This window comes from Kitasatospora sp. GP30 (assembly GCF_029892145.1).
GTDB classification, from domain to species: domain Bacteria; phylum Actinomycetota; class Actinomycetes; order Streptomycetales; family Streptomycetaceae; genus Kitasatospora; species Kitasatospora acidiphila.
On record NZ_JARZAH010000025.1, the window covers coordinates 55,776 to 80,588 of the forward strand.

Annotated in this window: 14 protein-coding genes; all 14 read left to right on the forward strand. The window is 72.2% G+C overall.

What is annotated here, in order from left to right:
- Positions 1-3: 3 nt before the first annotated feature.
- The 14 genes from P3T35_RS27670 (at position 4) to P3T35_RS27735 (ending at position 24,781) form a co-directional block, all read left to right on the forward strand.
- Positions 4-405 carry a PAAR domain-containing protein gene (locus tag P3T35_RS27670; RefSeq protein ID WP_101378754.1) on the forward strand — a complete coding sequence of 134 codons (402 nt, stop codon included), beginning with the start codon at positions 4-6 and terminating at the stop codon, positions 403-405.
- A gap of 2 nt (positions 406-407) precedes the next feature.
- Entirely contained in the window at positions 408-812 is a 405-nt protein-coding gene (locus P3T35_RS27675; protein WP_101378755.1) for a GPW/gp25 family protein, read from the forward strand.
- A gap of 1 nt (position 813) precedes the next feature.
- Positions 814-2,781, forward strand: a complete 1,968-nt coding sequence (locus tag P3T35_RS27680) for a putative baseplate assembly protein (protein ID WP_101378756.1) — start codon at positions 814-816, stop codon at positions 2,779-2,781.
- A gap of 1 nt (position 2,782) precedes the next feature.
- On the forward strand, positions 2,783-4,891 hold the full coding sequence (locus P3T35_RS27685; protein WP_101378757.1) for a phage tail protein: 2,109 nt from the start codon (positions 2,783-2,785) through the stop codon (positions 4,889-4,891).
- Positions 4,892-4,902: 11 nt separating this feature from the next.
- Positions 4,903-6,102 carry a hypothetical protein gene (locus tag P3T35_RS27690; protein WP_143676714.1) on the forward strand — a complete coding sequence of 400 codons (1,200 nt, stop codon included), beginning with the start codon at positions 4,903-4,905 and terminating at the stop codon, positions 6,100-6,102.
- Between the two features lie 80 nt (positions 6,103-6,182).
- Complete coding sequence (locus P3T35_RS27695; protein ID WP_280708183.1) at positions 6,183-7,643, forward strand: hypothetical protein; 1,461 nt, start codon at positions 6,183-6,185, stop codon at positions 7,641-7,643.
- Positions 7,640-9,109, forward strand: a complete 1,470-nt coding sequence (locus tag P3T35_RS27700; protein ID WP_101378760.1) for a hypothetical protein — start codon at positions 7,640-7,642, stop codon at positions 9,107-9,109. Before P3T35_RS27695 ends, P3T35_RS27700 begins: the two co-directional genes overlap by 4 nt.
- A 3-nt stretch (positions 9,110-9,112) precedes the next feature.
- Entirely contained in the window at positions 9,113-10,420 is a 1,308-nt protein-coding gene (locus P3T35_RS27705; protein WP_101378761.1) for a hypothetical protein, read from the forward strand.
- A gap of 3 nt (positions 10,421-10,423) precedes the next feature.
- Positions 10,424-12,187 carry a hypothetical protein gene (locus tag P3T35_RS27710; RefSeq protein WP_101378762.1) on the forward strand — a complete coding sequence of 588 codons (1,764 nt, stop codon included), beginning with the start codon at positions 10,424-10,426 and terminating at the stop codon, positions 12,185-12,187.
- Entirely contained in the window at positions 12,184-14,430 is a 2,247-nt protein-coding gene (locus P3T35_RS27715; protein ID WP_101378763.1) for an AAA family ATPase, read from the forward strand. The genes P3T35_RS27710 and P3T35_RS27715 overlap by 4 nt, the downstream gene beginning before the upstream one ends.
- Before the next feature lie 214 nt (positions 14,431-14,644).
- Positions 14,645-18,676: a DUF4157 domain-containing protein gene (locus tag P3T35_RS27720; RefSeq protein ID WP_143676715.1), complete on the forward strand. Its 4,032-nt coding sequence runs from the start codon at positions 14,645-14,647 to the stop codon at positions 18,674-18,676.
- Between the two features lie 184 nt (positions 18,677-18,860).
- A complete protein-coding gene (locus tag P3T35_RS27725) occupies positions 18,861-22,577 on the forward strand; it encodes a DUF4157 domain-containing protein (protein WP_101378765.1) in 3,717 nt (1,238 codons plus the stop codon).
- A gap of 17 nt (positions 22,578-22,594) precedes the next feature.
- Complete coding sequence (locus P3T35_RS27730) at positions 22,595-23,587, forward strand: tetratricopeptide repeat protein (RefSeq protein WP_101378766.1); 993 nt, start codon at positions 22,595-22,597, stop codon at positions 23,585-23,587.
- 225 nt (positions 23,588-23,812) lie between these two features.
- Entirely contained in the window at positions 23,813-24,781 is a 969-nt protein-coding gene (locus P3T35_RS27735; protein WP_101378767.1) for a hypothetical protein, read from the forward strand.
- Positions 24,782-24,813 lie beyond the last annotated feature (32 nt).

Below are 24,813 nucleotides of genomic sequence, written 5' to 3' on the forward strand. Positions count from 1 at the left end.
GTGATGGGCCAGCCCGCAGCGAAGCAGGGCGACCGGGTGACGGCGGTCGACTCGCACCTGATCCAGCCGCCGTCCGGGCCACCGGTCGCGCTGCCGAATCCGTTCAGCGGCGTCATCGACGGCGGGCTGTCGCCGAACGTGCGGATCAACGGGCAGCCGGCCGCGACGGTCGGCAGCACGGCGACGAACACCCCGCCGCACGTCCCGCAGGGCGGCACGTTCGTCAACCCGCCGACCAACAAGGGCTCGGTCAGCACCGGCAGTTCAACGGTCCGGATCAACAAGAGGCCGGCGGCCCGGGCCGGCGACACCGCGATCACCTGCAACGACCCGGCGCCGGCGCCGGTCGGCACGGTCGTGGTGGCGCCGGCGGGCGCCTCCCGTGTCGTGCGGATCGGGGGCTGACGATGGCCGAACCCGCGTTCCTCGGCACCGGGTTGGCGTTCCCCGTCCGGCCGGACCTCACCAAGGCGCTGCCCACGACCTCCGGCGCGGAGAAGGTGCGGCAGAGCATCTGGCTGATCCTGGCCACCGCGCCCGGCGAGCGCCGGATGCGGCCGGACTTCGGCTGCGGCATCCACGACCTGGTGTTCCAGGCGAACACCACCGCCCTGCACGGCGTGGTCACGCAGCGGGTGCGCGACGCGCTGGTCACCTGGGAGCCACGGATCGACGTGCTGGACGTGACGGTCGAGGCCCCTCCCGACGCGGCCAACGTGCTGCTGATCCGGATCGCCTACCGCATCCGCGCGACCAACACCGCGCACAACCTGGTCTACCCGTTCTTCCTCTCCGAGGGCACAGGGGTCTGAGATGGCGCTGAACGTTCCCAACCTGGACAGCCGCACCTACGACCAGCTGGTGGCCGAGGCGCAGCGCCGGATCCTGCGCTTCACACCGGACTGGACCGACTTCAACCCCAGCGATCCGGGCGTGACGCTGGTCGAACTGTTCGCCTGGCTCACCGAGATCACGCTGTACCAGCTGAACCAGGTGCCGGATCTGACCTACGTCAAGTTCCTGGACCTGATCGGTCTGCAGCAGGACCCGGCCGCGCCGGCCGTGGCCGAGGTGACCTTCACCCCGACGGCGCGGACCACCGGGGTGGTGGTGCCGGCGCGGTCGCAGCTGTCGGCGACCGGGCCGACCGGGCTGCCGCTGGTGTTCGAGACCGACCAGGCGCTGGCGCTGCTCCCTTACCAGCTGACCGACCTGGTGGTCGACGACGGCCAGGTCTTCACCACGGTGACACCGGGTGCACCGTTCCGGCCGCTGGGCTGGATCCCGCAGCCCAACAACGCGCTGTACCTGGGGTTCACCCCGAACGCGGCCACCGAGCCGGGCCAGTTCCCGCAGGAGATGCGGCTGTTGGTGACGCTGTCGGCGGCCGCGGCGGCCGGGGCGCCGCAGCGGGCCGGGCAGGCGGTGCGACCCCCGCTGCCGCCGGTCACCCTGGTCTGGGAGTACCTACCGCGGCCGGACGCCACCCAGTGGAGCCGGCTCAACGTACTCGGCGACGGCAGCGCCGCGTTCACCGCGCAGGGCTACGTCACCGTCGCCGGGCCGGCCTTGATCCTGCCGGCGCGCGCCGCCGACGTCGACGACCCGAGGTACTGGCTGCGGGTCCGGGTCGTGGCGGGCCGCTACGCGGCGGGCCAGGAACCCGTCATCGAGGCCGTCACGGCGAACACCACGACCGCCCGCAACCTGGCGACGGTGCGCGACGAGCTGCTCGGGGTCAGCGAGGCGCACCCGGACCAGACCTTCCCGCTGGCCCAGCCGCCGGTCCAGGACCGCAGCGTCACCCTGGAGGTGCGCGAGGACACCGGCGACCCGGCGAACCTGACGCGCACCACCTGGACGCAGGTCTCGGACTTCCTGGCGTCGGGCCCGAACGACCGCCACTACACGCTGGACCCGGCCACCGGGATCGTGACCTTCGGCAACGGGGTGCGGGGCCTGATCCCGGCGGTCGACGCCGAGATCGTCGCCGTCGCCTACCGCTCCGGCGGCGGCGCGGCCGGCAACGTGCCGGCCGGGGGGATCGACACCCTGCTGTCCGCGCTGCCCGGCGTCGACTCGGTGACCAACTCCCGGGCGGCCGCCGGCGGTACCGACCTGGAGCCGCTGGACGAGCTCAAGCGGAACGCGCCCGCGCTGCTGCGCCGCCAGGGCCGCGCGGTCACGGCGGCCGACTACGCGTCGCTGGCCCGGCAGGTCGGCGGGGTGGCCGACGCGATCGCCCTGCCGCTGGCGCACCCGGACCACCCCGGGGTGGACGTCGCCGGCGCGGTCACCGTGGTGGTCGTCGCGGACACCGACGACGACCCGCCGGCGCCCAGCGGCGAGCTGATCGCCGCGGTCTGCCGCTACCTGGACCAGTACCGGCTGATCGCCACCGAACTGTACGTCAGCGGCCCGGTGTTCGTGCCGGTCTCGGTGCACGCGGCGCTGACCATCGACCCGTACGCGGCGGCCGACGGGGTCGCGGCGCTCGCCGACCAGGCCCTGCGCGACTTCCTGGCGCCGCTGCACCGGGCCGCCGACGGCACCCGGTCCGCGCACTTCGCCGACCAGTTCCAGCCGACCAGCCTCTACGCGGTGCTGCTGGCGGTGCCCGGGGTGCTCGCGGTCACCGCGCTGGAGATCACCGTCGACGGCCGGGTCCACGACGACCCGCGGGTGGCGATCGACCTGCCGCCGGGCGGTCTGACCCGCTCCGGCACCCACCAGTTGGACGTGACGCCGGACTCCGGCAGCACCGCCCGCGAGGAGGTGTAGCGTGCGACCGCAAGGACCCACCCACTGGCTGCTCGACGCCCGCACCGGCTGGCGGACGGCGAGCGCCGACGGTGTCGTGGCCGGCCCGGACCTGCGGCTGGCCACGATCCCGGACGGCCCGCTGGGGCTGGCGGCCGAGGACGGCAGCCTGGGCGGCTTGGTGCTGCCGACCGGATTCGCGGTCTCCGAGGACGGGATCTGCTACCTGCTCGACCCCGGCGGCACCCTGGTCCGGCGCTTCGACCCGGCGACGCAGCGGTTCGAGCCGGTGCTCGGCGCCATACCGCCACCGCGCGGCGACGTGACCGAGCTCGGCCGGGTCGTGAACATCGCGATCACCGGGCGGCAGCTGTACCTGGCCGACCGGCTCCACCGGCGGGTGCTGGTCTACGGCCTGCCGGAGCTGAGCCTGCGGCACGTCTGGACCGGGGACTGGGACCTCGCCGACGTCCGGACCGGCGGCGGTGCCACCCAGCTGCTCGACGCGGCCACCGGCACGGTCTGGCGGCACCTGCCGCACGAGGACGAGCCGCGAGTGCTCTTCACCGCGGCCGAGCAGGCCGGCCGGGCCACCGGGCTGGCCGTGGACAACGGCGGCACGGTCTACCTCTCCGGTCCCGGCGCGCTCACCCGGTACGACGCCGCCGGCCGCCCCGGCCCCGTCTTCACCGACCCCGGCCCGCTGCGCCCGCTGTTCACCGCGCCGCCGATCCGGCTGCTGGCCGGCGTGTTCGTGCTGCCGGCCGGGCTGACCGGAGACTGCGACCGGCACGCCGACCCGGACCGCGAGGGCGATGTCGCGGAACCCGCGTCGAGCGCGCCGCACGGCCCGGCGTTCGACCGCGCCGGGCAGCCGGTGCCGCCGCCCCGGCCCACCCGCGGCCCCAAGCCGTACGGGCGCGACGGTGAGTGGGTCAGCGCCGTCCTCGACAGCCGGATCTACCGCTGCGTCTGGGACCGGGTCCGGCTCGACCTGGCCGCGCTGCCGCCGGGCACCTCGGTCGCGGTGGAGACCACCACCTCCGACACGCCCGACCTCGGTGACTGGACGGCCGCCGGCACCCAGACCGGCCAGGCGCACGCCCCCGCCGCCGCGCCGCTGTCCGCCGACGTCGACTGGCCCGTCCGCAGCGCCCCGGGCCGCTACCTCGCCGTCCGGCTGCGGCTGACCGGGCCGGGCCGGGCCACACCGCTGGTCCGCGCGGTGCGCGCGCACTACCCGCGCTCGTCGTACCTGGAGTTCCTGCCGGCGGTCTTCGGCATGGACGCCGACGGCAAGGACTTCCTGGAGCGGTTCCTCGGCGTGTTCCAGGCCGAATGGGACGAGGTGGCGGCGCGCATCGCCGACCTGCCGGCGTACGTCGACCCGAAGGCGGTACCGGCCGGCGCGCCGCTCGGCTACCTGGCCGGCTGGGTCGGCGTCCCGCTGGACCAGCGCTGGACCGCCGAGCAGCAGCGCGCCTGGCTGCTGGCCGGCCTGGCGGTGCTGCGCCGGCGCGGCACCCCGGCGGCGATCACCGAGCTGCTGGCCGCGCTGCTGGCCATCGAGTCCGGTGTCCCGGCGGGCGAAATCGGCCTGCCGGCGCTGGTCGAGGGCTTCCGGACCAGGGGCCGACTGCAGCTGGGGTCCACGGATCCGACGCCGCTGCCGCTCTGGAGCCCGGACGTGGTGGCCCGGCTGCGGCTCGGCGCCTACGCCGAGGTCGGGCGGGCCCGCCTGGTGTCGACCGGGGACCCGGCGCACGACCTGTTCACGCAGACCGCCAACAGCTTCCGCGTGTACCTGCCGTCGGCGTGGGTGCGGACCGCGGAGGACGAGCGGGCCGTGCACCGGCTGCTGGCCGCCGAACGCCCGGCCACCAGCCGGTACGACCTGGACCTCGTCGAGCCCAGGCTGCGGGTGGCCGTGCAGTCCGCCGTCGGCCTGGACACCGTGATCGGCGCGGTGCCCCAGGCGCGGCTGGCCTGCGCCCACGACGCCGCCGCACCACCCAGCCGTGCACCGCGGCACCGGCTCGGCTGGGACACGGTGCTGGCATCCGCACGACCACAGCAACCGGTACGGGTCGAAGCGACGACCCGCATCGACACCGGAACCGGGATCAGGTGAGGAGAGGACGCATGTCAGCACGACGGTGCGGATGTCACGACGATGACAGCCACGACCACAGCGGACACACCGGCGAGGTGGAGGCCGAACGCAACCGCTACTTCACCGGCAAGTTCATGGCGGCCCGCGACTTCGCCGCCGACACCGACTACCTGCTGGACCACCACCGGCTGCACAACCGGCTGCTGCACGGCTGGGGCATCGTGTGCGGGCTGGACGTGCACCGGCACCCGCGCCCCGAGTGCGCCCGGACCTGGGTGGTGGTGACCGCCGGCTTCGCGCTGGACTGCCACGGCCGGGAGCTGATCCTGCGCTGCGACACCGCGTTCGAGCTGCCGGAGCGGTCGGAGCCGTACCTGCTGTGCGCGAAGTTCACCGAGGAGCAGGTGGAGCCGGTACCGACGCTCTACGCGGAGGGCACCGGCGACCCGCACCACCGCGAGTACAACCGGTTCCGGGACGGCGTGCAGCTGGTGGTCGCGGACGTCACACCGGGGTGCTGGCCGGACGACCCGTGCGAGGACGGCGACGGCGACGACTGCGATGGCGACGACAACGACTGTGCGGATGACGACCGCCGGCACCGCGGCTGCGGCGGGCGCTGCCCGGAGCCGGAGTGCCCGTGCGGCAACCTGGTCCCGCTGGCCCGGATCATCCCGCTGCCGGAGGGCGGCTTCGAGCTCGACCTGGACGGCCGCCGGGTGCAGCCGCCGTCCCCGGCCGACCTCACCCACATCACCCACGTGAACTGGCCGCACGGCGGCGCGGTGACCCTGCGCCACCTGCGCGAGCACCAGCACGGCGAGCTGCGGGTCCACTTCGACCGGCCGCTGCGGCACAGCCACCGCGCCGGGCACGGCGTGAACCCGTACACCTTCGTCGTGCAGTACGCGACCGGCCCCTCGGAGGCCCTGGCGTTCCTGCCCTACCCGGAGGAGCTGCCGGCCCGACTGGAGGACGACGGCTGCGTCGCGGTGTTCACCATCGACCCGAGCTACATCGCGGGGCACGGCCGGCGCGCACTGCGCGACACCACCGTCTTCGTGTCGCTGCGCTGCGACTTCATCCCGGACTGCCGCGGGGTGCCGGTGGACGGCAACCACCTGCGCGGCCGGCTGCCGTCCGGGGACGGCGTGCAGGGCGGGCTGTTCGAGAGCTGGTTCGAGGTGCGCGACGACGACGATGACGACGACCGGAGGACCGAACGATGACCGCCGTGCTCAGTGTGGCCGGCCACAGGTGTGGCTGCCCGCAGCCGTGTGACGGGCGCCGGTGCCGGCTGGAGGCCCTGGTGCGCCCGCGCTTCTTCTGCGGCCAACTGCTCACCGACCAGGACCTGTCGGGGCTGGCCTCGTGGGTGCTGGACCGGCGGCGGCTCGGCCGGTACCGGGACGGCTGGGGCGTGGTGACCGGCCTGGACGTCGGCCTCGACCCGACGCCGGGGGCGTCGGCGGCGACCGTGGTCGTCCAGCCCGGCTACGCGGTCAGCTCCTGCGGGGAGGACGTCGTGGTCGGCAGGGCGACCACCCTCGACCTCGCGGCGTACTGCCCGGACCCGACCTCGCCGTGCGGGACACCGTCCGGTCCGCCGCCGACCGAATGCGTCCTTGACATCGGCATCGCCTACCGCGAGGTCGGCGAGGACCCGGTGGCGGCGCTCGGGACGGCAGGCTGCTCGCAGGCAGGCGAGTGCGAGAACAGCCGGATCGTGGAGTCCTTCGCGCTGCGCTGCGTGCCCGTGGTCGACGGCACCGAGCCGGACCGACCGGACTGGCGCCAGTGGCAGCACGCCTACGCGGACGCCGTCGCCGTCCTGCACCAGGCGCAGGCGGCGGGGCTGCCGGGCAATGCGGACAGCGCGGGCCTGAAGTCCTGGCTGAGCGCGCGGCTGCGTGAACGGCCGCTGCGGCACTTCCCGTTCGTCGCGGACCAGGTGGGCGGCTCGGGCACGGTGGACGCCGGGCAGTTCACGGAGCTGCTGTTCTGGATCGCCCAGGACCGGATCCTCTCCCTGCTGGACGGGTCCTCCCCTCCGGGGTGTCCCGGGGAGGCGGTGCCGCTGGCCCGGGTCTGGCTGGCCGCCGAGGACGACGCCCAGCAGGTCAGGCACTGGGTGGTCAAGGCGATCGACCCGGTGTCGCCGTACCGCAGGGACTTCGGACCGGTCCGGTGGCCGGCGCCGTTCGGGCTGCTGAACCTGGGTCAGGTGGTCTGGCACCGGCTCGAGGAGGCCGAGTTGGTGCTGCGGGACCTCGGGGTGCCGGCCGGTGAGGTCGCGCAGTGGCAGCCGTCCACCGTGGACGACCTGATCGCGGTGATCGGCAGGCCGCCGGTGGTCGGGGTCGACGTCCCGGTGAACCTGGCGTACTTCGTGCCGTCGCAGCCGCAGACGCACCTCACCGGGCGGCGGATCGTCGGGTTCCAGGCGGTCAACGCCAAGCCGGCGCCGTCGACTTCGGCGGCTGCGACCCAGGCACCCGCACTGGCGCAACCGCAGCTGTCGACGATGGCGCAGGCCCAGGTGCCGACGATGGCTCAAGCCCAGGTTCCCGTGACGGAAGCGACGACGGCACCCGCGCAGACACAGGCACAAGCGCCGGCGCAACCGCAGGCACAGGCACCGACTTCGGCGCAGGCGCAGCTGCCGGAGATGGCCAGGGCGCAGGTGCCGGTCGCGGATCCGGCCCCCGCGGCACCGCCCGCGCCGGTCCCGCCGGAGCCGTCCCAGCCGCCGGCGCCGGGGTCGTCATGACCCGGCCCGACCTGACCCGCCCACACTACCGGGAGAACCAGCAGCTCGGCGTGGCCGATCTGGACACCGAGCAGGAGTACCGGATCGCCACCCGCCGCCGCCACGACACCACGGCGCACGGCGCCGGGGTGGCCCACGGTCTCGGCCTGACCGACCGGCGCACCGGCTGCCAGATCGCGGCCGGGCTGGCCGTGGACGGCCTGGGCCGGGCCGTGGTGCTGCCGGCACCCGTGCTGCTGGCCTGGTCGGACCTGCCGGTCGGCGCGGCGGCCCTGGACCTGTTCCTGGGCTACCGCGAGGACGTCGTGGCAGGCGACCGGGTGGTCGAGGGTGCCGACGTCCACGTCTTGGCGGTCCGGCCCGACGACGACGTGGCCGGGCCGGCCGGGACGGTCTACCTCGGGCGGCTGGTCGCGTTCACCGGGCCGCCGTACGTGCCCGCGTCCAGTCCGATCGCGTGGGGCACGGCCGAGGGCGCGACCGTGGCCGCTCCCACGGGCGGGACCGTGCAGCTGGACCACGACCCGGCGCTGACCGTCACGCTCCCCGACCCGGCCGGCCGCCCGGTGCCGCGCCTGGCCGTGTCACCGACGACCGGGAGCGCCGTCAACGGCTCGGTCGTCGCGCACGGCGCGCGGCTCGCTCCGGGCGGGCCGCTGCGGTTCGACCCGGCGGTGCCCGCGCCCAAGACGGCGTGGCCGTGGCGCTGGTACCGCGCGGCGATCCTGGCCGACGGCGTGCAGACCGGGCAGGAGCTGCGCGTGGAGATGGGCGCGCCGGGGCCCACCGACGTGCCGGACTGGTACCGGTTCGCGGTGGGCACCGCCCCGGACGGCGCCCTTCCGCTGGTCGTCCACGCGGGTGGCGACACCACCGTCGGCTCCCTCGACGTCGAGGGCACCCTGGTGTTCGGGCCGCTGGCCGTCGATCCCGGAGACCCGCGGCTGGCCGCGACGCTGATGAGCACCTGGACCGGCGCGGTCGGGCAGAGCAGTCTGGCGATCGACCGGCAGTTCAGCGGCGACCTGTTCGACGACTCGGCGCTGACCGTCGCGGCCGTCGTCCAGGACCCGAACCCACCGCCGCAGCAGAAGTCCGCGCGCAAGGCCGCGGCGGCGCCGGTGGTGCCGCCGCAGACCCTCGCCTACGACGTCAAGGTCACCAGCATCACCAGCCAGGCGGTGACCGACCTGACGGTGGCGGCGGTCGTCACGGTCAACGGCGTGCAGACGAGCGAGCGGTTGGGGTCGTCGCAACTGCTGCAGCCGGACGCCGAGTTCGAGATCCCCGGCAGTGTGCAGCTGCCCACGGCCGACAGCGTGACCGTGCACGTCGAAGTCGTCGCGCTCGGCCTGCTGCCCGGCGGCAAGGTCACGCTCGGCGTCACCAGTTTCGACTGGCGGAGCGTGCCGCCGGTCCCCAATCCCAGCGCCAGTCCCCGGACTGGACGGTTTCACTGGAGGTAGACCGTGGACGCGGACCGGATCGTCCGGGTGCGGTACTTCGACCGGCAGTTCCTGCGCCCGCAGGACTTCACCGACGAGCAGGCTTACCACGTCGCGATGCGGCGCCGGCACAACGTGGCCGGCCACAGCTGGGGCATCCTGCACGGCCTGGACCTCACCGCGGACGGCGGCCCGCTCGCCGTGCAGCCGGGCCTCGCCGTCGACGGCTACGGCCGGGAGGTCGTGGTCATCGAGCGGATGACCGTGCCGCCGCTGCCGCCCGCGCCGCTGACCGGCGAGATCGCCTACGACATCTGGCTGATCTACGACCGGGCCGGCTCCGACACCGCGCCGACCGGCTACGGGGCCTGCGGCAGCGAGGCGACCGCCTACTACCGCTGGCTGGAGCTGCCCCGGCTGCTGATCACCGCGGCCGATGACGCCGTGGACGCCAACCACCCGCCGCAAGTGCCGCCCGGCGACCTCGAGTTCGGCCCGGAGCGGACCGCGCCGGAGGAGACCATGCCGTGGCCGGTGCTGCTCGGCCGGGTCCGCCGCACCACCGGGTCCGGCCTCGCGATCGACCGCTCCGGCCGCCGCTACGCCGGCCTGGTCGCCGCCTCGGTGGCGCACCCGCGCGGCGACGCCCGGATCGACCTCGGTGCGGCGGCGGACACCGACCCGACCCGTTTCGCGGTCCGCGCCGACTCGCACCCCGACCCGCTGTTCGACATCGCCGCGACCGGCACGGCGACGGTCCACGGCAACCTGGCGGTCAACGGCGAACTGCGCATCGAGCAGGGGGCCTTGGAGTTCCCGGTCCAGGCCGCGCAGCCGACGCCGCCGACAACGGAGGCAGCGGCTCCGGTGGACGCCGCGCAGCCGTGGCAGGTCTACGGTGCGCAGAGCGGCACCCAGCGGGAGCTGCGCGTCGAGCTGCCGTCCGGGGCGGCGAACGCGCTGGTGATCGGCACGTGGTCGGCGGACAAGGCCACCTTCACGCCCTGTCTGACGGTCCGCGGCGACAACACCGTGACCGTGCACGGCAATCTGACGGTGCAGGGCAACCTCAGCGCCCCCGCGACCGCGGCGCTGGCGCCGAGCGCCGCCGTGCAGTCGCTGGCCACCGGGGCACTGCTCAGCGGCATCGGCGGCGCGGCCGGGGTCGCGGCGCGGCTGTACCGGCCGCAGGGGACGACCGCGTCGGCGTCGGTGGTGGCGACGGCACTGGCCGCGGATCCGGAGCTGCTCCAGCAGGTCGCGGCGCAGCTGAAGCAGGGGTACGGCGCCACGGCCGGCACCCTGGCGCAGCACCTGACCGGGGAGGGCTGACCGGTGGACGGCAGCATCAGGTCGCTGACCTGCGACTACCTCGCGCGGGGCGTCGAGCCGGCCGCCGCTGCCGCGCACCTCGACCAGCTCGCCCGCCTCGAACTCCCCGGCATCCTCAGCACCTTGCTGGACTCGGTGTACGGCGACGACCCCGCCGTCTACGTCATCCGCCAGGTGCACGCCGAGTTCGCGCTGCGCGCCGACGCCCCGACCGCCGCCCGCCGCTGGGCCGAGGCGCTGGCCCGCGCGATCGTGACCGCCGTCGCGGCGGACGCGTCGGCTGACGGCAACGTGATCCGCTTCGCGGACCAGGCCGAGTACCTGGCCGCCTACCTCGTCGAGCACCTCGGCGGCACGGCCGCCCAGCACTGGTACTTCCATCCGTTCGCCGCCTGGCACGCCGAGCCGACCGGCAGTGCGGCGCGCGCCCTGCTCGCGACCCAGCCGCCGGTCCCGGTGCTGGCCGCCCTGCACCGGCAGGCGATGCTGCCCGCGCTCCTCGCCACGCTGCCCGACGCGGCGATCAGGGAGCTGGCTGCCGACACCACCCGGCCACCGGCACCCGCTGACGATGTGTCAGGGCTCTGGCCGCTGCTGACCACTGCCGTGGCGATCGCCGACGCCTGGGGGCTGTGGACCGGCGTCCCGCTCGCCGCGCTGGACGTGGCCCGCGTCTACCGCTCGCGCGCCGTCCCGGACTGGCGCAGCCCCACCGCGCTGACGCTGGTCGTGGTGGACGTGCTGCGGCGGCTCTCGGCCCGGGGCGACCTGCGGACGCCGACCGCTCCCCCGCCCGCCGAGCTCGCCGACCGGTTCGACTGGCTGGAGGTCGACCTGCTGCTCCCCGGCCTGACCGCCGCCTCGCCGAAGCCTGCGGGGCGACGGGAGGCGGCGGTCCGGCAGGCGCTGGCCGATGTGCTGGCCGCGAGCCCCGAGCTGCGTGCGGCGGTGCGGGTGGCCGGCCCCGGGCCGCGCGCCGCACTGCTGCTACGGGCCGCGCTGGTCGCGGAACGCCCGGAGTGGGCCGACGACGGGTTCGTCGTCGCGGTCCTCGCCGAGGTGCAGGACCGTTGGGCGGCGGGCGAGGCGGATCCGGTGCTCGCGCAGCTCGCCGGTCCACTCGCCGACCAACTCGCCGGACGCACCGACGCGGACGTCGAGGACAGTCCATTTGCCGGTCTGCTGCTCCTGCTGCGCGCCGTCACCGAGCTGCGGGTGCCCGCCGTGCTGGCGCGCGCCGGCCTGGCCGACTTCCTCCCCGAGATCCTGCTCGCCGTGGCCTGCCGGTTGACCGGTGCCGACTCCGCCGAGCCCGCGGTGCGGGCCTTCGCCGGCCGCCCTGCCCAGGTGCGACGCGGCTGGCGGCAGGTGCATCATCTGGCGGCGCTGCGTGGCGAGTTGCTGGTCCAGGCGGGTGCCCAGCGGCTGCCCGACCCGGCCGAGCTCACCGAGTTGGCCGACACCGACCTGCCGGGCGGCAAGCTCGGCCGGCCGAAGGCCGACGCGGTGATCGGGCTGCTGGCGGGCGCGGTGCTGCGCGCCTGGTCGCGCTGGCTGGGCCAGTTCAGCGAGTCGAGCGGCGGCTACCTGCTGGCGCACTTCGTGCGGCGCCGGGGGCGGCTGCACTGGACGGCCGAGGAGCTGGTGGTGGAGCTGGCACCCGGGCCGCTCGACGTCGTGGTGTCGATGGCCGGCTACGACCGGCCGCTGGAGGCGGTGCCGTGGCTGGGCGGGCGGACGGTTCGGTACCGGATGGGGGCGTCATGACGGACTACTTGGACAGCGCGGGCTACGTCGACAGCGCAGCGCAGTTGGCCGCCGAACTGCACCGCGCCGACCTGCTGGTCCGCGCGCGCGTCGAGGTCTTCCGCCACCAGCTGGGAGCCGACAAACCGGCCACCCAGTGGGGGCTGCCCAGCGTCGCCGAGGGCGAGATCGACCGCTACCTCGCCGAGCCGTTCGCCCTCGTCGACCCCCTCCCGGCGGCGGCCCGCGCCCACCTCGACGCGGCGGCGACCGCGCTGGCCGAGCTGGACAAGCGCACCGCCCAGAGCACCGTCCCGCTCCGATTCCCCATGCTGGCACGGAGTTTCGGCCTCGACCGCCGAGAACAGGACGTGCTGCTGCTCTGCCTGCTCGGCTACCTCCAGCCGCGCTACCGCCGGCTGTTCGGCTACCTCCTCGACGACGCGACAGCGTCCGCGCCGACCGCCGACCTGGCGCTGCGCATCGTCGACCCCGAACTGCAAGGCGCCGAGCACGGACTGGCCTTGTTCGCCGCGTCCGCACCGCTGCTGCAGCACCGTCTGCTGGCGCTCGGGCCGTCCGGCGCGCTGCGCATCGACCCCCGGATCGCGGGCCACCTCCTCGGTGACGACCGCGTCGACGAGCGCCTGTCCGGGGTGCTCACCGTCGCCGACCCGGCCGCCTCGCTGGACGACCTGGTCCTGGACGCCTACCGCCGCAACGAGCTGCGGGAGCTCGCGAGTTGGCTGCGCACCCGACCCGAGGGCACCCTGCTGTTCCTGCACGGCCCGTACGGCACCGGCCGGCGCAGCACCGCCACCGCGCTCTGCGGCGACGCGGCCCTGCCCCTGCTGCACGCCACCATCCCGACTGTCGCGAGCGAGCCGTGGCCGACCATCGTCGAGCTCTGCTACCGGGAGGCGACGCTGCGCGGCGCGGCCCTGTGCTGGCTCGGTGCCGACCGCCTGCTCGGCACCGATCCGGAGGGCGTCGAGGTCGCGGAGCACGACGACCGGTGGGCCGTCCTCACCGCTGCCGCCGACCGCTTCGCCGGCCCGACGCTGGCCACCAGCACCGAGTCGTGGGAGCCGGCCGGCGCGGTCGCCACCGGCCGCTTCGTCCGGGTCGAGCTGCCGGTGCCCGACTTCACCCAGCGCCGCGCCTTGTGGCTGGAACTCCTGCCGCCGGACACCGCGTTCGAGCTCCCCCGGCCTCGCCGCGACCAGCTGGCCCAGGCGCTGGCCAACACCTTCCAGCTCACCGCCGGCCAGATCACCGACGCGGTCGCCTCCGCGTGTGGTGTGGCCCGGCTGCGCACCCCGGCGCGGCCGCTGCTGCAGGCGGACGACCTGTTCGAGGGCTGCCGCCGCCAGTCCGGCCGTCGACTGGTCGCCTTCGCCCGGCGCGTCGACGCGCACACCGACACCGGTTTCGACGACCTGGTCCTCCCCGACCCGAGCCGCCGTCAACTGGAGGAGCTGCGGGCCCGGATCGGCCTGCGCGGCCGGGTCTACACCGAGCTGGGCTTCGACCGGCGGCTCAGCCTCGGCCGCGGCGTGGTGGCGATGTTCACCGGCGGCTCCGGCACCGGAAAGACCATGGCGGCCGAACTCCTGGCCCGTGAGCAGGGCGCCGACCTGTACAAGGTGGACCTGTCGGCGGTGGCGAGCAAGTACGTCGGCGAGACCGAGAAGAACCTGGACCGGGTGTTCGCCGACGCCGAGCAGTCCAACGCCATGCTCTTCTTCGACGAGGCCGACGCGCTGTTCGCCAAGCGCGGCGAGGTCAAGGAGGCCCGGGACCGCTGGGCCAACGTGGAGATGGCGTTCCTGCTCCAGCGGGTCGAGGAGTTCCGCGGCGTCGTGGTGCTGGCCTCCAACCTGCGGCAGAACATCGACACCGCGTTCCTACGCCGGCTGCACGCCATCGTCGACTTCCCGGCGCCGGACGCCGCCGCCCGGCTGCGCATCTGGCGCGGCATGTTCCCGGCGGGCCTGCGGTTCCCCGACGACGACCAACTGGCCGTGCTGGCAGCCCGGTTCCCGGTGTCCGGCGGCAGCATCAAGAACATCGTGCTGGACGCGGCGTTCCGCGCGTTGCGGGCGGACCCGACCACGGATGCCGTCAGCGTCCGCGACCTGGTCGTGTCGGCGGGCCGGGAGTACCAGAAGCTCGGACTCCCGGTGACCCCGGGCGAGTTCGGGCGGCCCTACTACGAGTGGGTGGAACGCGAACTGCTCGGCAACGGAGGGGACTATGAGTGACGGCAAGGCGCCCGAGCAGTCGGGTGCCAAGAAGACCGACAAGCCACCGATGCCGGTCCAGCAGCCCGCGCCGAAGGACCAGCACGCGGGCCCGGCGCAGGCCGCCGAGCACACCCCGGCGGGCCAAGCTGCCGTCCTCCAGAAGTCCGTCGGCAACCAGCAGGCCAACCGCCTGATGCGGGCGGCCCGGGAACCGGAGAAGAACCCGCACGCCATGGCCGGCGTGAAGGTCAGCCACCCCGACGACGCCCACGAGAAGGAGGCCGAGGCGGTCGCCAAGCACATCACCAGCGGCGGCGACTCGGGCCACGAACACGGTGCGACCGCGAAGACCGCCCCCTCCGGCGGCGCCCCGGGCGACCCGCCGAAGGTGGTCGGCGACCCGGAGATGGCCCACCGCGCGGTCGCCCCGCACCCGGCAACGCCGACGGCGGCTGCACAGCACCCGGCGACCCAGGTGGCGACGACCCCGCACCCGGCCCCGGCGCCGGCGCCCGCCCAACCGCACACCGCTGCCCCACACCCGGCCGCCCCACAGCACACGGCACCCCAGACGCCAGCCACCCAACACCCGGCCGCCCCGCAGCACACGGCACCCCAGACGCCAGCCACCCAACACCCGGCCGCCCCGCAGCACACGGCACCCCAGGCGCCGGCCACCCAACACCCGGCAACCCATGGGGCGACCACCCAGCACCCAAGCCCCGCCCAACCGCACACCGCTGCCCCACAGCACGCAGCGCCCCAAGCGCCAGCCACCCAACACCCGGCAACCCATGGGGCGACCACCCAGCACCCAAGCCCCGCCCAACCGCACACCGCTGCCCCACAGCACGCAGCGCCCCAGGCGCCGGCCGCCCAACACCCAGCACCCCACGCGGCGACCACCCAACACCCGGGCCCCGCCCACCCCAACCCCGCCTCGATCCTCGACCACCCGGGCCCCGGCCAGCCGATCCCCCAGCCGACCCGCGGCATCCTGGAGGCCCGACTCAAGGCCGACCTGAGCCACGTCGTCGTCCACCATGACGCCGCCGCCGACCAAGCCGTCCGCGCCCTCCACGCAAGGGCGGTGACCCGGGGCGACCACATCTTCCTGGCCAGCGACGCGTCCCCGAACGACCTGTCACTGATGGCGCACGAGGTGACGCACGTGCTGCACCACCAGGGCGGAGTGGTGCACCGGCAGGCCAACAGTGCACCGGCGGCAGCACCAACGCCCCCGGCGAACGCGAAGCCGAAGGGAAACAAGAACAAGTACAAGGACCCCAAGCGCGGAACCATCACCTTCGTCCCCGCGAACGACGCATCCGGGGTGAATACTGTCGAGCTGTCGCAAGTCGCCTATCCCGACGAAAAACTGGACTTCAAGCCGCCAGCCGGCGTCGACGTCCAGACCGCGTTCGCCGCCAGCACCAAGATTGTCCCCAAGGAAAACCGGAAGGAGAAGAAATCCGTCCAGGAGAAAAAGTGGCGGACCGAGATCCAGAAGTCCACAGCGATCGCCCAGAAGATCGACTCACTTGTCGATAAATCGGAGAACATCTCCGATCCCGGCAAACCGAAAACCCCCGGGTCGCTCGTCGCGCTGCGCTACGGGAAGGACGGGGCCGGTGCCGGCACCGGGACGGACGGGGCCGGGGCCAGTGCCGGTGCCGGTGCCGGCAACGGGAACACGAAGGTGATCAAAGGAGCGATCGTCGGTACCAGGGGCGAGCTCGTGGCGGCGGCGGAGGTGCCTTACTGGGACAATACTGGCAATTTCAACAGGTTTGACATCGACCATCTTCTGGAATTGCAGGTCGGCGGCAAAGACGATATCACGAACTTCTGGCTCTGGGAAAGCGTGGCCAACCAGAGCAGCGGATCGCTGCTCGACCAGCAGATCACCAAGAGGGTGGACGGCCTGCTCCTCAGCGCGAAGGAGTACTACGAGCGCGAGAGCCAGATCACCCCGCCCGAGACCGGGATCCCAGCCGACCGAGCCGCCCTGCGCGCCGACGCCAGGTGGCAGCTCAAAATCGGCGAGTTGGTCCACGGGTTCGAGTTCCGAGGAAATCCCAAAATCCACTGGACCAGCGCGCAAATCATGAATGCCGAGGCCGCCAACATGCTGCACACGGTCTCGGACACCGAGCTCAAGGATCTCGGCCTGACGGCCAATAAGTCGAAGCTGACGATCATCGCGGGGTCGCAGAAGGGCGGCGCGGTAGTCAGCGTGGATTGGGGCAAAAACCAGACGGAATCGTCAGCTCGCAACATCGCCTCCATCGCCGATGCCTTCCACGGCATCTATGACGACTTTCACGTCACGAAAATTGAATACGACCCGAAAAACAGCCAGGACGGCAAGCTGACTGGCCACCTTATCACCACAAGCCTGGTGGAGCAGCAGACCAGGAACGTCGAAATCACCCTCAAGAAATTCCGCAAGCAGCCCACGGACACTCAGGTCGCGATGCTGAACGGGCAACACCTGGCCCAGAAGGTGGGGTTCTTCGAGTTCCGCGGCCTGAGCCCGATATCCATCGATGAAGCCGACCTCATCCCCTACGAGGGTTTCTACGCCCACGGCGTGCTGCACCCTTCGATTCCGCTGCTCCGCAACACCCCCATCGACGTCGAGTACAGCCACGGCGCGCTCCAGTTCGAGAAATCGTTCGGCGCGAGCAACCTCCCCATACCGGCCCCCTTCAAGGTCACCAGTGGCGGCATCACCGTCAGCGCCGGAACCAACGGTTTCCAGGTCGGGGGCACCCTGTCGCTCGCCCTCGGCACCGTCGCCAGGGGAAGCATCTCAGCCTCCGTCGACGCCAAACGCGCCTTCACCCTCGACGGCCAACTCGACTTCGACAAAACCCTGTTCCAGCCCGCCACCCTCGGCTTCTCCTACCGCAAGGCCGGCTCCGACTACTCCTGGGGCATCAACGGCACCCTCGGCATCCCGGCGAACAAGATCCCCGGCATCAAGAACGCACTCGTCAACGCCAGTTACACCAACAACAAGTTCGCCCTCGACGGCCACGCCGACCTCGCCATCCCCGGCCTCCAGAGCAGTTCCCTCGCCATCACCTACGCCGACCAGACCGGCCTCTCGATCGGCGGCACCCTCGCCTTCGCTCCCAACGCGTTCATCGAAAGCGGCAGCCTCGACGCGACCGTCACCAAGCAACCCCCCGTCAACCACTGGTCGGTCGCCGCCCACGGCACCGTCAAGCCGAAGATCCCGGGCGTCAACACCACCCTCAACGCCTCCTACCAGGACGGCATCTACACCATCGAGGGCACCGTCGCCTATGCCCGAGGCATGCTCTCCGGCTCCCTCACCGTCGGCCTCACCAACCAACCCCTGGGCTCCGACGGCCGACCCGACGCCGGCCCGCCGAAACCCGGCGCGCCCAAGGGAGCCGGCGCACCGCAGGCGAGCGGACCACTCCGCCCCTACGGCAGCGGCACATTGACCGCCAGACTGACACCGTGGCTGCAGGGCACTGCCGGGGTGCAGATTCAGAAGGACGGCAGCGTCCAGCTGATGGGCGAGATCAAACTGCCCGACTCGATCAACCTCTTCAACGCCATGGAGGTCCAGAAGAACATCTTCAACGTCGGCGTGAAGATCCCGATCGTCGGCGTCTCCGTCCTCGGCCAGAGCATCGGCATCTTCGCCGACGTCTCGGCCGGCCTGACCGCCTCGGCCGGCGTCGGACCGGGCCAACTCAAGGGGCTGGGCCTCAAGGTGCAGTACAACCCCGAGCACGAGGACCAGACCCAGATCACCGGCACCGCCCAACTCAACATCCCCGCCCACGCCGGCCTCCGTCTCTACGTGAACGGCGGCCTCGGTGCCGGTATCCCGGTGGTCAGCGCGGAGGCAGGTCTGCAGATCGGCGGGCAACTCGGGATCCAGGGCGCGGTGCAGGCGGGGGTCACGGTGAACTGGACCTCGAAGAAGGGCCTGGTGATCGATGCCCAAGCATCGCTGACCGCCTCGCCCACCTTCACCTTCGACATCAACGGCTACGTCAAGGTGACCGCGGACCTGCTGTTCGACACGGTCAACCTCTATGAAAAGCACTGGCAGTTGGCCTCGGTCCAATACGGCTCGGGCCTCCAGGTCGGCGTCAGCGCGCCCATCCACTACGAGGAGGGCAAGCCGTTCAGCTTCTCCCCCTCGGACGTGAAGTTCCAGCTCCCGAACATCGACCCCACCAGCATCCTCACTGACCTGGTCCACAAGATCGCCTGACCGGGAGGGCCCCTGATGACCGCGCCGACCAACCTCGGCTTCGACGAGGCCGTGGAGCTCTAGGAGCTCTCACCCGCGATCGAGGACAGAGCCCCGGCGCGGCTGAACTTGGGCATCGACCGGCCCTCCTACGAGTGGGTGGAACACGAATTGCTCGGCAACGGGCTCGGCAATGGAGGGGACCATGGGTGACGAGAAGGCGCCGGAGCAGCCGCGCGTAAAGAAGACCGATAAGCCGCCGATGCCGACCACCCAGCCCGCACCCAAGGACCAGCATGCGGGCCCGGCCAAGGCCACCGAGCAGAAGCCGCCGGCGGGCGGCGAGCAGACACCGCACCAGGCCACCCCAGCGGGCCAATCCGCCGCCCTGCAGCAGTCCGTCGGCAACCAGCAGGCCAATCGCCTGATGCGAGCCGCCCGCGAACCCGACAAGGACCCGCACACCCCAGCCGGTGTGAAGGTCAGCCACCCCGACGACGCCCACGAGAAGGAAGCCGAGGCGGTCGCCAAACACGTCACCAGCGGCGCCGACCCGGCCCACGAGCACGGCGCCGCCGCGAAGACCGCCCCCTCCGGCGGTGCCCCGGGCGACCCGCCCAAGATCGCCGGTGACCCCGAACTCGCCCACCGCGCCATCGCCCCGCATACCGCCCCGGCCCAGCCGCACCCGGACGCCCCGCAGCACGGAGCCGTGGCGCAGAACCCCGCGACCCAGGTAGCGGCCACCCAGCACCCGGGCCCCGCCGGCCCCAACCCCGCCACCATCCTCGACCACCCCGGCCCCGGCCAACCGATCCCCCAACCCACCCGCGGCATCCTGGAGTCGCGCCTCAGGACCGACCTGAGCCACGTCGTGGTCCACCAGGACGCCGCCGCCGACCAAGCCGTCCGCGCCCTCCACGCAAGGGCGGTGACCCGGGGCAACCACATCTTCCTCGCCAGCGACGCGTCCCCGACCGACCTGTCGCTGATGGCGCACGAGGTGACGCACGTGCTGCACCACCAGGGCGGGGTGGTGCACCGGCAGGCTAACGGTGCACCGGCTGCCCAGCAGAACACGACACTGCAGCCGCCGGGGGAAATCACCCCTGCGGCGAGCGCTTCCGAGAAGCCGACGCTGACCATCTCCAGTATCCCGGTGCCGGACATCAAGCTCGCCTGGACGCAGCAGCGGATCGTGGACAAGGGTTCGCTGACCACCACTCAGAATGCCGAAACACAAGCTGACGGCACGGAGAGCAAGCGCAAGACCAAACAGGACTCTGTGTGGGCGGCCACCGTCCACTCGGGAGTCGCGGACCAGGTCAAGAAATGGCTGGTACCGCCGCTGAAGCCGTTGTGGACCGTCGACGGCAAGAAGGTCTACTACTTCAAGCTTCCCAAGACACCCGGCCTCTACGTGTTCGGCGACGAGACCCGGCTCGCAGAAGATTCGGAAGTGCCGCGCTGGAGCAGCGCCGGAGCATACTTCACCTTTGACATCGACCACAAGCTGGAATATCAGCTCGGTGGCCATGACGAGGACCCGAAGGACAACATTTGGCTGCTGGAGTCATCGGCCAACCGCAGCTCCGGCTCGAAGATCAAGAAAGTGATCGACAAAGGGGTCGAAGCAGTGCTGGCCGCGGAGCAGGCCAGGGGGCACTCGGTTCTCACCACCGACGTAGGAACGGCCCGCGACAAGTACGTCGTGAAGGTCGCCGCCGTCACCGGCGGTATGAAAGTCGGCGGGAAGCCCAACGTGAACTGGAGCGCCGATCAGATCGCCGACAAGGGCGAACAGCTGAAGGCCTTGGTCCCGATGACAGCCGCCGAGCTCGCCAGTGCCGGGCTGAAGGGCTCGCCCACGGAGCTCGTGATCTACCTGCCCGGAAAGGGCGTCCGGAAGGTGCCCTGGGGCGCCGGCAACGAGAAGACCTTCACACAGGGCGACCCCTTCTACTCCAAATTCTTCTACAAGACGAAGTTCCTACTGAACAAGATCAAATGGGAGCCGACCAAGGGTGGAAAGATCTTCGGCCACGGCTTCAGTAAAACCGAGAAGAGGTTCATCGAGGAGGCGGAGCTCGACTTCGACATCGCACCGCGGATCGGCATCGAGTTCGGCGGCGAGATCACGCAGGAGGGTGTACGGCAGGGCGTCGGCAGAAAGCTGAAGGCACTCGGCTTCAGTCCGTTGACGTTCGACTCCGCCACCATCGTGGACGACGTCGGGATCGTTGCGTCCGGCAAACTCCTGCCCACCATTCCCCTGTTGTCCAAGCTGGACATCGACGTGGTCCTCTACGGCGACGAGCTTCGCCTCGAGAAGCGGATCGCGCCCAAGGACATCCCGGCGCCCCCGCCGTTCACGATCACCAAGTCCAGCCTGCTCCTGTTCACCGGCCCGAACAGCATCGGCGCGAAGGGCGACCTCGACTTCCAACTCGCCCAGCTGGCAACGGGCAAGATCAGCGCTGAAGTGTCCACCGGCAGCGGGTTCGCGCTGAACGGCCAGCTGGACTTCGACAAGACGCTGTTCGACCCCGCCGGCCTCGACTTCAGCTACAGCCAGAACGGCGGCAACTACCAATGGGGACTCGGCGGCCGGCTCGGCATCCCCGCCAACAAGATCCCCGGCGTCAAAAGCGCACTCGTCAAGGCCAGTTACACCAACAACAAGTTCGCCCTCGACGGCAAGGCCGACCTGGCCATCCCCGGCCTGCAGAACGGCTCCCTCGCCGTCACCTACGCCGACCAGACCGGCCTCACCATCGGCGGCTCCCTCGCCTTCGCCCCCAACGCCTTCATCGAAAGCGGCAGCCTCGACGCGACCGTCACCAAGCAACCCCCCGCCAACCACTGGTCCGTCACCGCCCACGGCACCGTCAAACCCAAGATCCCCGGCATCAACACCACCCTCAACGCCTCCTACCATGACGGCATCTACACCATCGAAGGCACCGTCGCCTACGCCCGAGGCATGCTCTCCGGCTCCCTCACCGTCGGCCTCACCAACCAACCCCTGGGCTCCGACGGCCGACCCGACGCCGGCCCACCCAAGGCCGGATCCCCCAAGGGCGGCGGCGCACCGCAGGCGAGCGGGTCACTGCGCCCCTACGGCAGCGGCACGTTGACCGCCAAGATCACGCCGTGGCTGCAGGGCACCGCCGGGGTGCAGATCCAAACGGACGGCAGCGTCCAGCTGATGGGCGAGATCAAACTGCCCGACTCCATCAACCTGTTCAACGCCATCGAAGTCCAGAAGAACATCCTCAACGTCGGCATCAAGATCCCGATCGTCGGCGTCTCCGTCCTCGGCCAGAGCATCGGCATCTTCGCCGACGTCTCGGGCGGCCTGGACGCCTCGGCCGGCGTCGGACCGGGCCAGCTGAACGGGCTGGGCCTCAAGGTGCAGTACAACCCCGAGCACGAGGACCAGACCCAGATCACCGGCACCGCCCACCTCGACATCCCCGCCCACGCCGGGCTGCGGCTGTACGTGAACGGCGGGATCGGCGCCGGCATCCCGGTGGTCAGCGCGGAGGCCGGACTGCAGATCACCGGACAACTCGGGCTCCAGAGCGTGGTGCAGGCCGGGGTCACGGTGAACTGGACCCCCAAGAAGGGCCTGGTCATCGATGCCCAAGCATCGCTGACCGCCTCGCCCACCTTCACCTTCGGCATCAACGGCTACGTCAAGGTGACCGCAGACCTGTGGTTCGACACGGTCAACCTCTATGAAAAGCACTGGCAGTTGGCCTCGGTCCAATACGGCTCGGGCCTGCAGATCGGCGTCACCGCGCCCATCCACTACGAGGAGGGCAAGCCGTTCAGCTTCTCCCCCTCGGACGTCAAGTTCCAGCTCCCGAACATCGACCCCACAAAAATCCTCAGTGACCTGGTCCACAACATCGTCTGACTGGGAGGGACCTCCTCATGACCGCGCCGACCGACACACCGTCAGCCATGCCCTCGACCCCGCCCGACCTCGACCTCGCCGTGCTGCACCACCTCCGGGGCGACCTCGAAGGCGCGGAGGCCGGCTACCGCGCCGTGCTGGCGGCCAGCCCGGACAACGCCACCGCGCTGAACAACCTCGGCTTCGCCGCTGCCCAGTCCGGGCGCTTCGACGAGGCCAGGGAGCTCTACGAGCGCTCGCTCGCGATCGAGGATGGGGCCACGGCCCGGCTGAACCTGGGCAACGTCCGTGCCGCGCTCGGCGATCTGGAGAGCGCCATCGCCGAACTCTCCCGAGCCACCGAGCTGGCCCCGCACGACCCGACCGCCTTCGACAACCTCGGCCAACTGCTGCTCCTCCAGGGCCGGATCCCCGAGGCGGAGGCGGCCTGGCGGCAGGCACTGGCGATCGAGGACGGCCCCCGGCTGCGCACCGCCCTCGCCACCGCGGTCGCCGCGACCGGCCGGCTGGGCGAGGCCGCCGGCCTGCTGCACCAGGCGCTGAGGCTGGACCCGCAGTTCGGCGCGGCGTGGGCGCAGCTCGGCGCGGTGCTGCTGCTGCGCGGCGATGTGGCGTCGGCTGGTGAGGCGTTGGCCAACGCGAAGCGGCTGGACCCGGACGCCCCGGGTCCGCGCCGGCACTTGGCATTGGCGCTGCTGTCCCTGGGTCGCACCGATGAGGCCGTCGTCGAGTTCGGCGAACTGGTGCGGCTGGCGCCCGACGACGCGACGTCGCGGGTGGACCTGGCGGTGCTGCACCTGTCCGCCGGCCGGGCCGCGGCGGCGCTCACCCAGCTCGACCGGGCGCTGGAGGCTGCGCCGGATGACGACCGGGCCCGGCTGCACCGGGCGTTCGCGCTGCGCGAGCTCGGACGGATCACCGAGGCCGACGAGTTGCTCAGCGCGATCGCCGATGGCGGCGGCGAGCAGGCGGACCGCGCGCGGCAGGCAAGGGCGGACGAGGCGTCATAGTCCAGCGCGCTCAGTCGTCGTGTGCGATCAGGCGGTAGGCCCGCCGGCACGCCCAGCCGACATACCCCCCCCCGACCAGGCGGTTCCGCCCATGCCCGAGGCGGATCCACCTGCGCCTGTCTCACGCGCGGCCGTGTGAGCGCCGTGCGGTAGGGTCCGCCCGACAGGCGAACGGGGGACACCATGAACGCTCCACAGGACTGGCACTCACCTGGGCTTCCGCGGTTGACGGAGGAGCAGCGCAGGGAGCTCGCCGAGATCGGGTTCGACCTCGATCGGCTCTACCAGCTGAGCCGCAGCAAGTACGGCGTCTCCCAGATACGCAGTGTGCTGCTGTGCTTCACCGACTCCTACCCGGGCGAACAGCCCGGCATCGTGGACGTGGCGCGGGTGGGCGAGGCGTGGCGGATCGCGAGCCATCGGCCCGGCTCGGTGCTGCGCGCACAGTTGGAGCAACGCGGCCTCGACCACCTGGACCCGGACAACGGGTTGACCCGCTCGGCGCTCGGCGACGGCAAGCCACTGGAGGAGCGGGAGCGCAGACCGCTGCGCCCGCGCACCCCGCGGCGGGCGGTGCTGGGCTGGGCGCTGGTGCTGCTGCTGGTCGTCGCCCAGGCGCTGCTGGGCTTCGTGGACCTGGGCATCGGCATGGTGCTCGGCGGAGTCGGGCTGATCATCGGCTGGCTCCTGCCGGTGCGCCGGCTGGTCTACGGCCGGCGCACCGCGCCGCGCGCGGTGAAGGTGGCCTACATCCTCGGCACCCTCGTGCTGTGTTACGCGACCGCGTCCACGGGGACGGTGGCGGTGATGGCGCTCGGCACCCACGGGACCGTGCGCATCGCCTTCGAAAACGGCGAGATCGGCAGCCACGGCACCCACTACCGCCAATGCTACCTGGACCTGCCGGGCGGCGACACCGAGCCGCTGCGCACCACCGGCTCCTGCCCGGCACCCGCCGGCGCCCCGGTCAGCGCGTACTACATGCCGGGCGGTGACTCGCCGCTGCGGCCGGTGCTGGCGGACTCGGGCTCGCTGGAGCGGGCCGGCCTGCTGTGGGGCCTGCCCACGGCGCTGGGCCTCGGGCTGCTCGGCTATGCGGCGGCAGCAAGCACCCGCGGCCTGGAGCGGCCGGCACCCAGGCCCCGCCGCGAACCCCTCGGGCGGGCCACGCCCAAGGGCGACCGGCGGCACTAGGCCGCAGCACCCTGCGCTCACGAGTTGCTGCG

Coding starts and splice junctions, on each gene's coding strand:
- P3T35_RS27675 (WP_101378755.1), top strand. CDS start 408: ATGGCCGAACCCGCGTTCCTCGGCACCGGGTTGGCGTTCCCCGTCCGG.
- P3T35_RS27670 (WP_101378754.1), top strand. CDS start 4: ATGGGCCAGCCCGCAGCGAAGCAGGGCGACCGGGTGACGGCGGTCGAC.
- P3T35_RS27720 (WP_143676715.1), top strand. CDS start 14,645: ATGGCCGGCGTGAAGGTCAGCCACCCCGACGACGCCCACGAGAAGGAG.
- P3T35_RS27700 (WP_101378760.1), top strand. CDS start 7,640: ATGACCCGGCCCGACCTGACCCGCCCACACTACCGGGAGAACCAGCAG.
- P3T35_RS27730 (WP_101378766.1), top strand. CDS start 22,595: ATGACCGCGCCGACCGACACACCGTCAGCCATGCCCTCGACCCCGCCC.
- P3T35_RS27715 (WP_101378763.1), top strand. CDS start 12,184: ATGACGGACTACTTGGACAGCGCGGGCTACGTCGACAGCGCAGCGCAG.
- P3T35_RS27690 (WP_143676714.1), top strand. CDS start 4,903: ATGTCAGCACGACGGTGCGGATGTCACGACGATGACAGCCACGACCAC.
- P3T35_RS27680 (WP_101378756.1), top strand. CDS start 814: ATGGCGCTGAACGTTCCCAACCTGGACAGCCGCACCTACGACCAGCTG.
- P3T35_RS27725 (WP_101378765.1), top strand. CDS start 18,861: ATGGGTGACGAGAAGGCGCCGGAGCAGCCGCGCGTAAAGAAGACCGAT.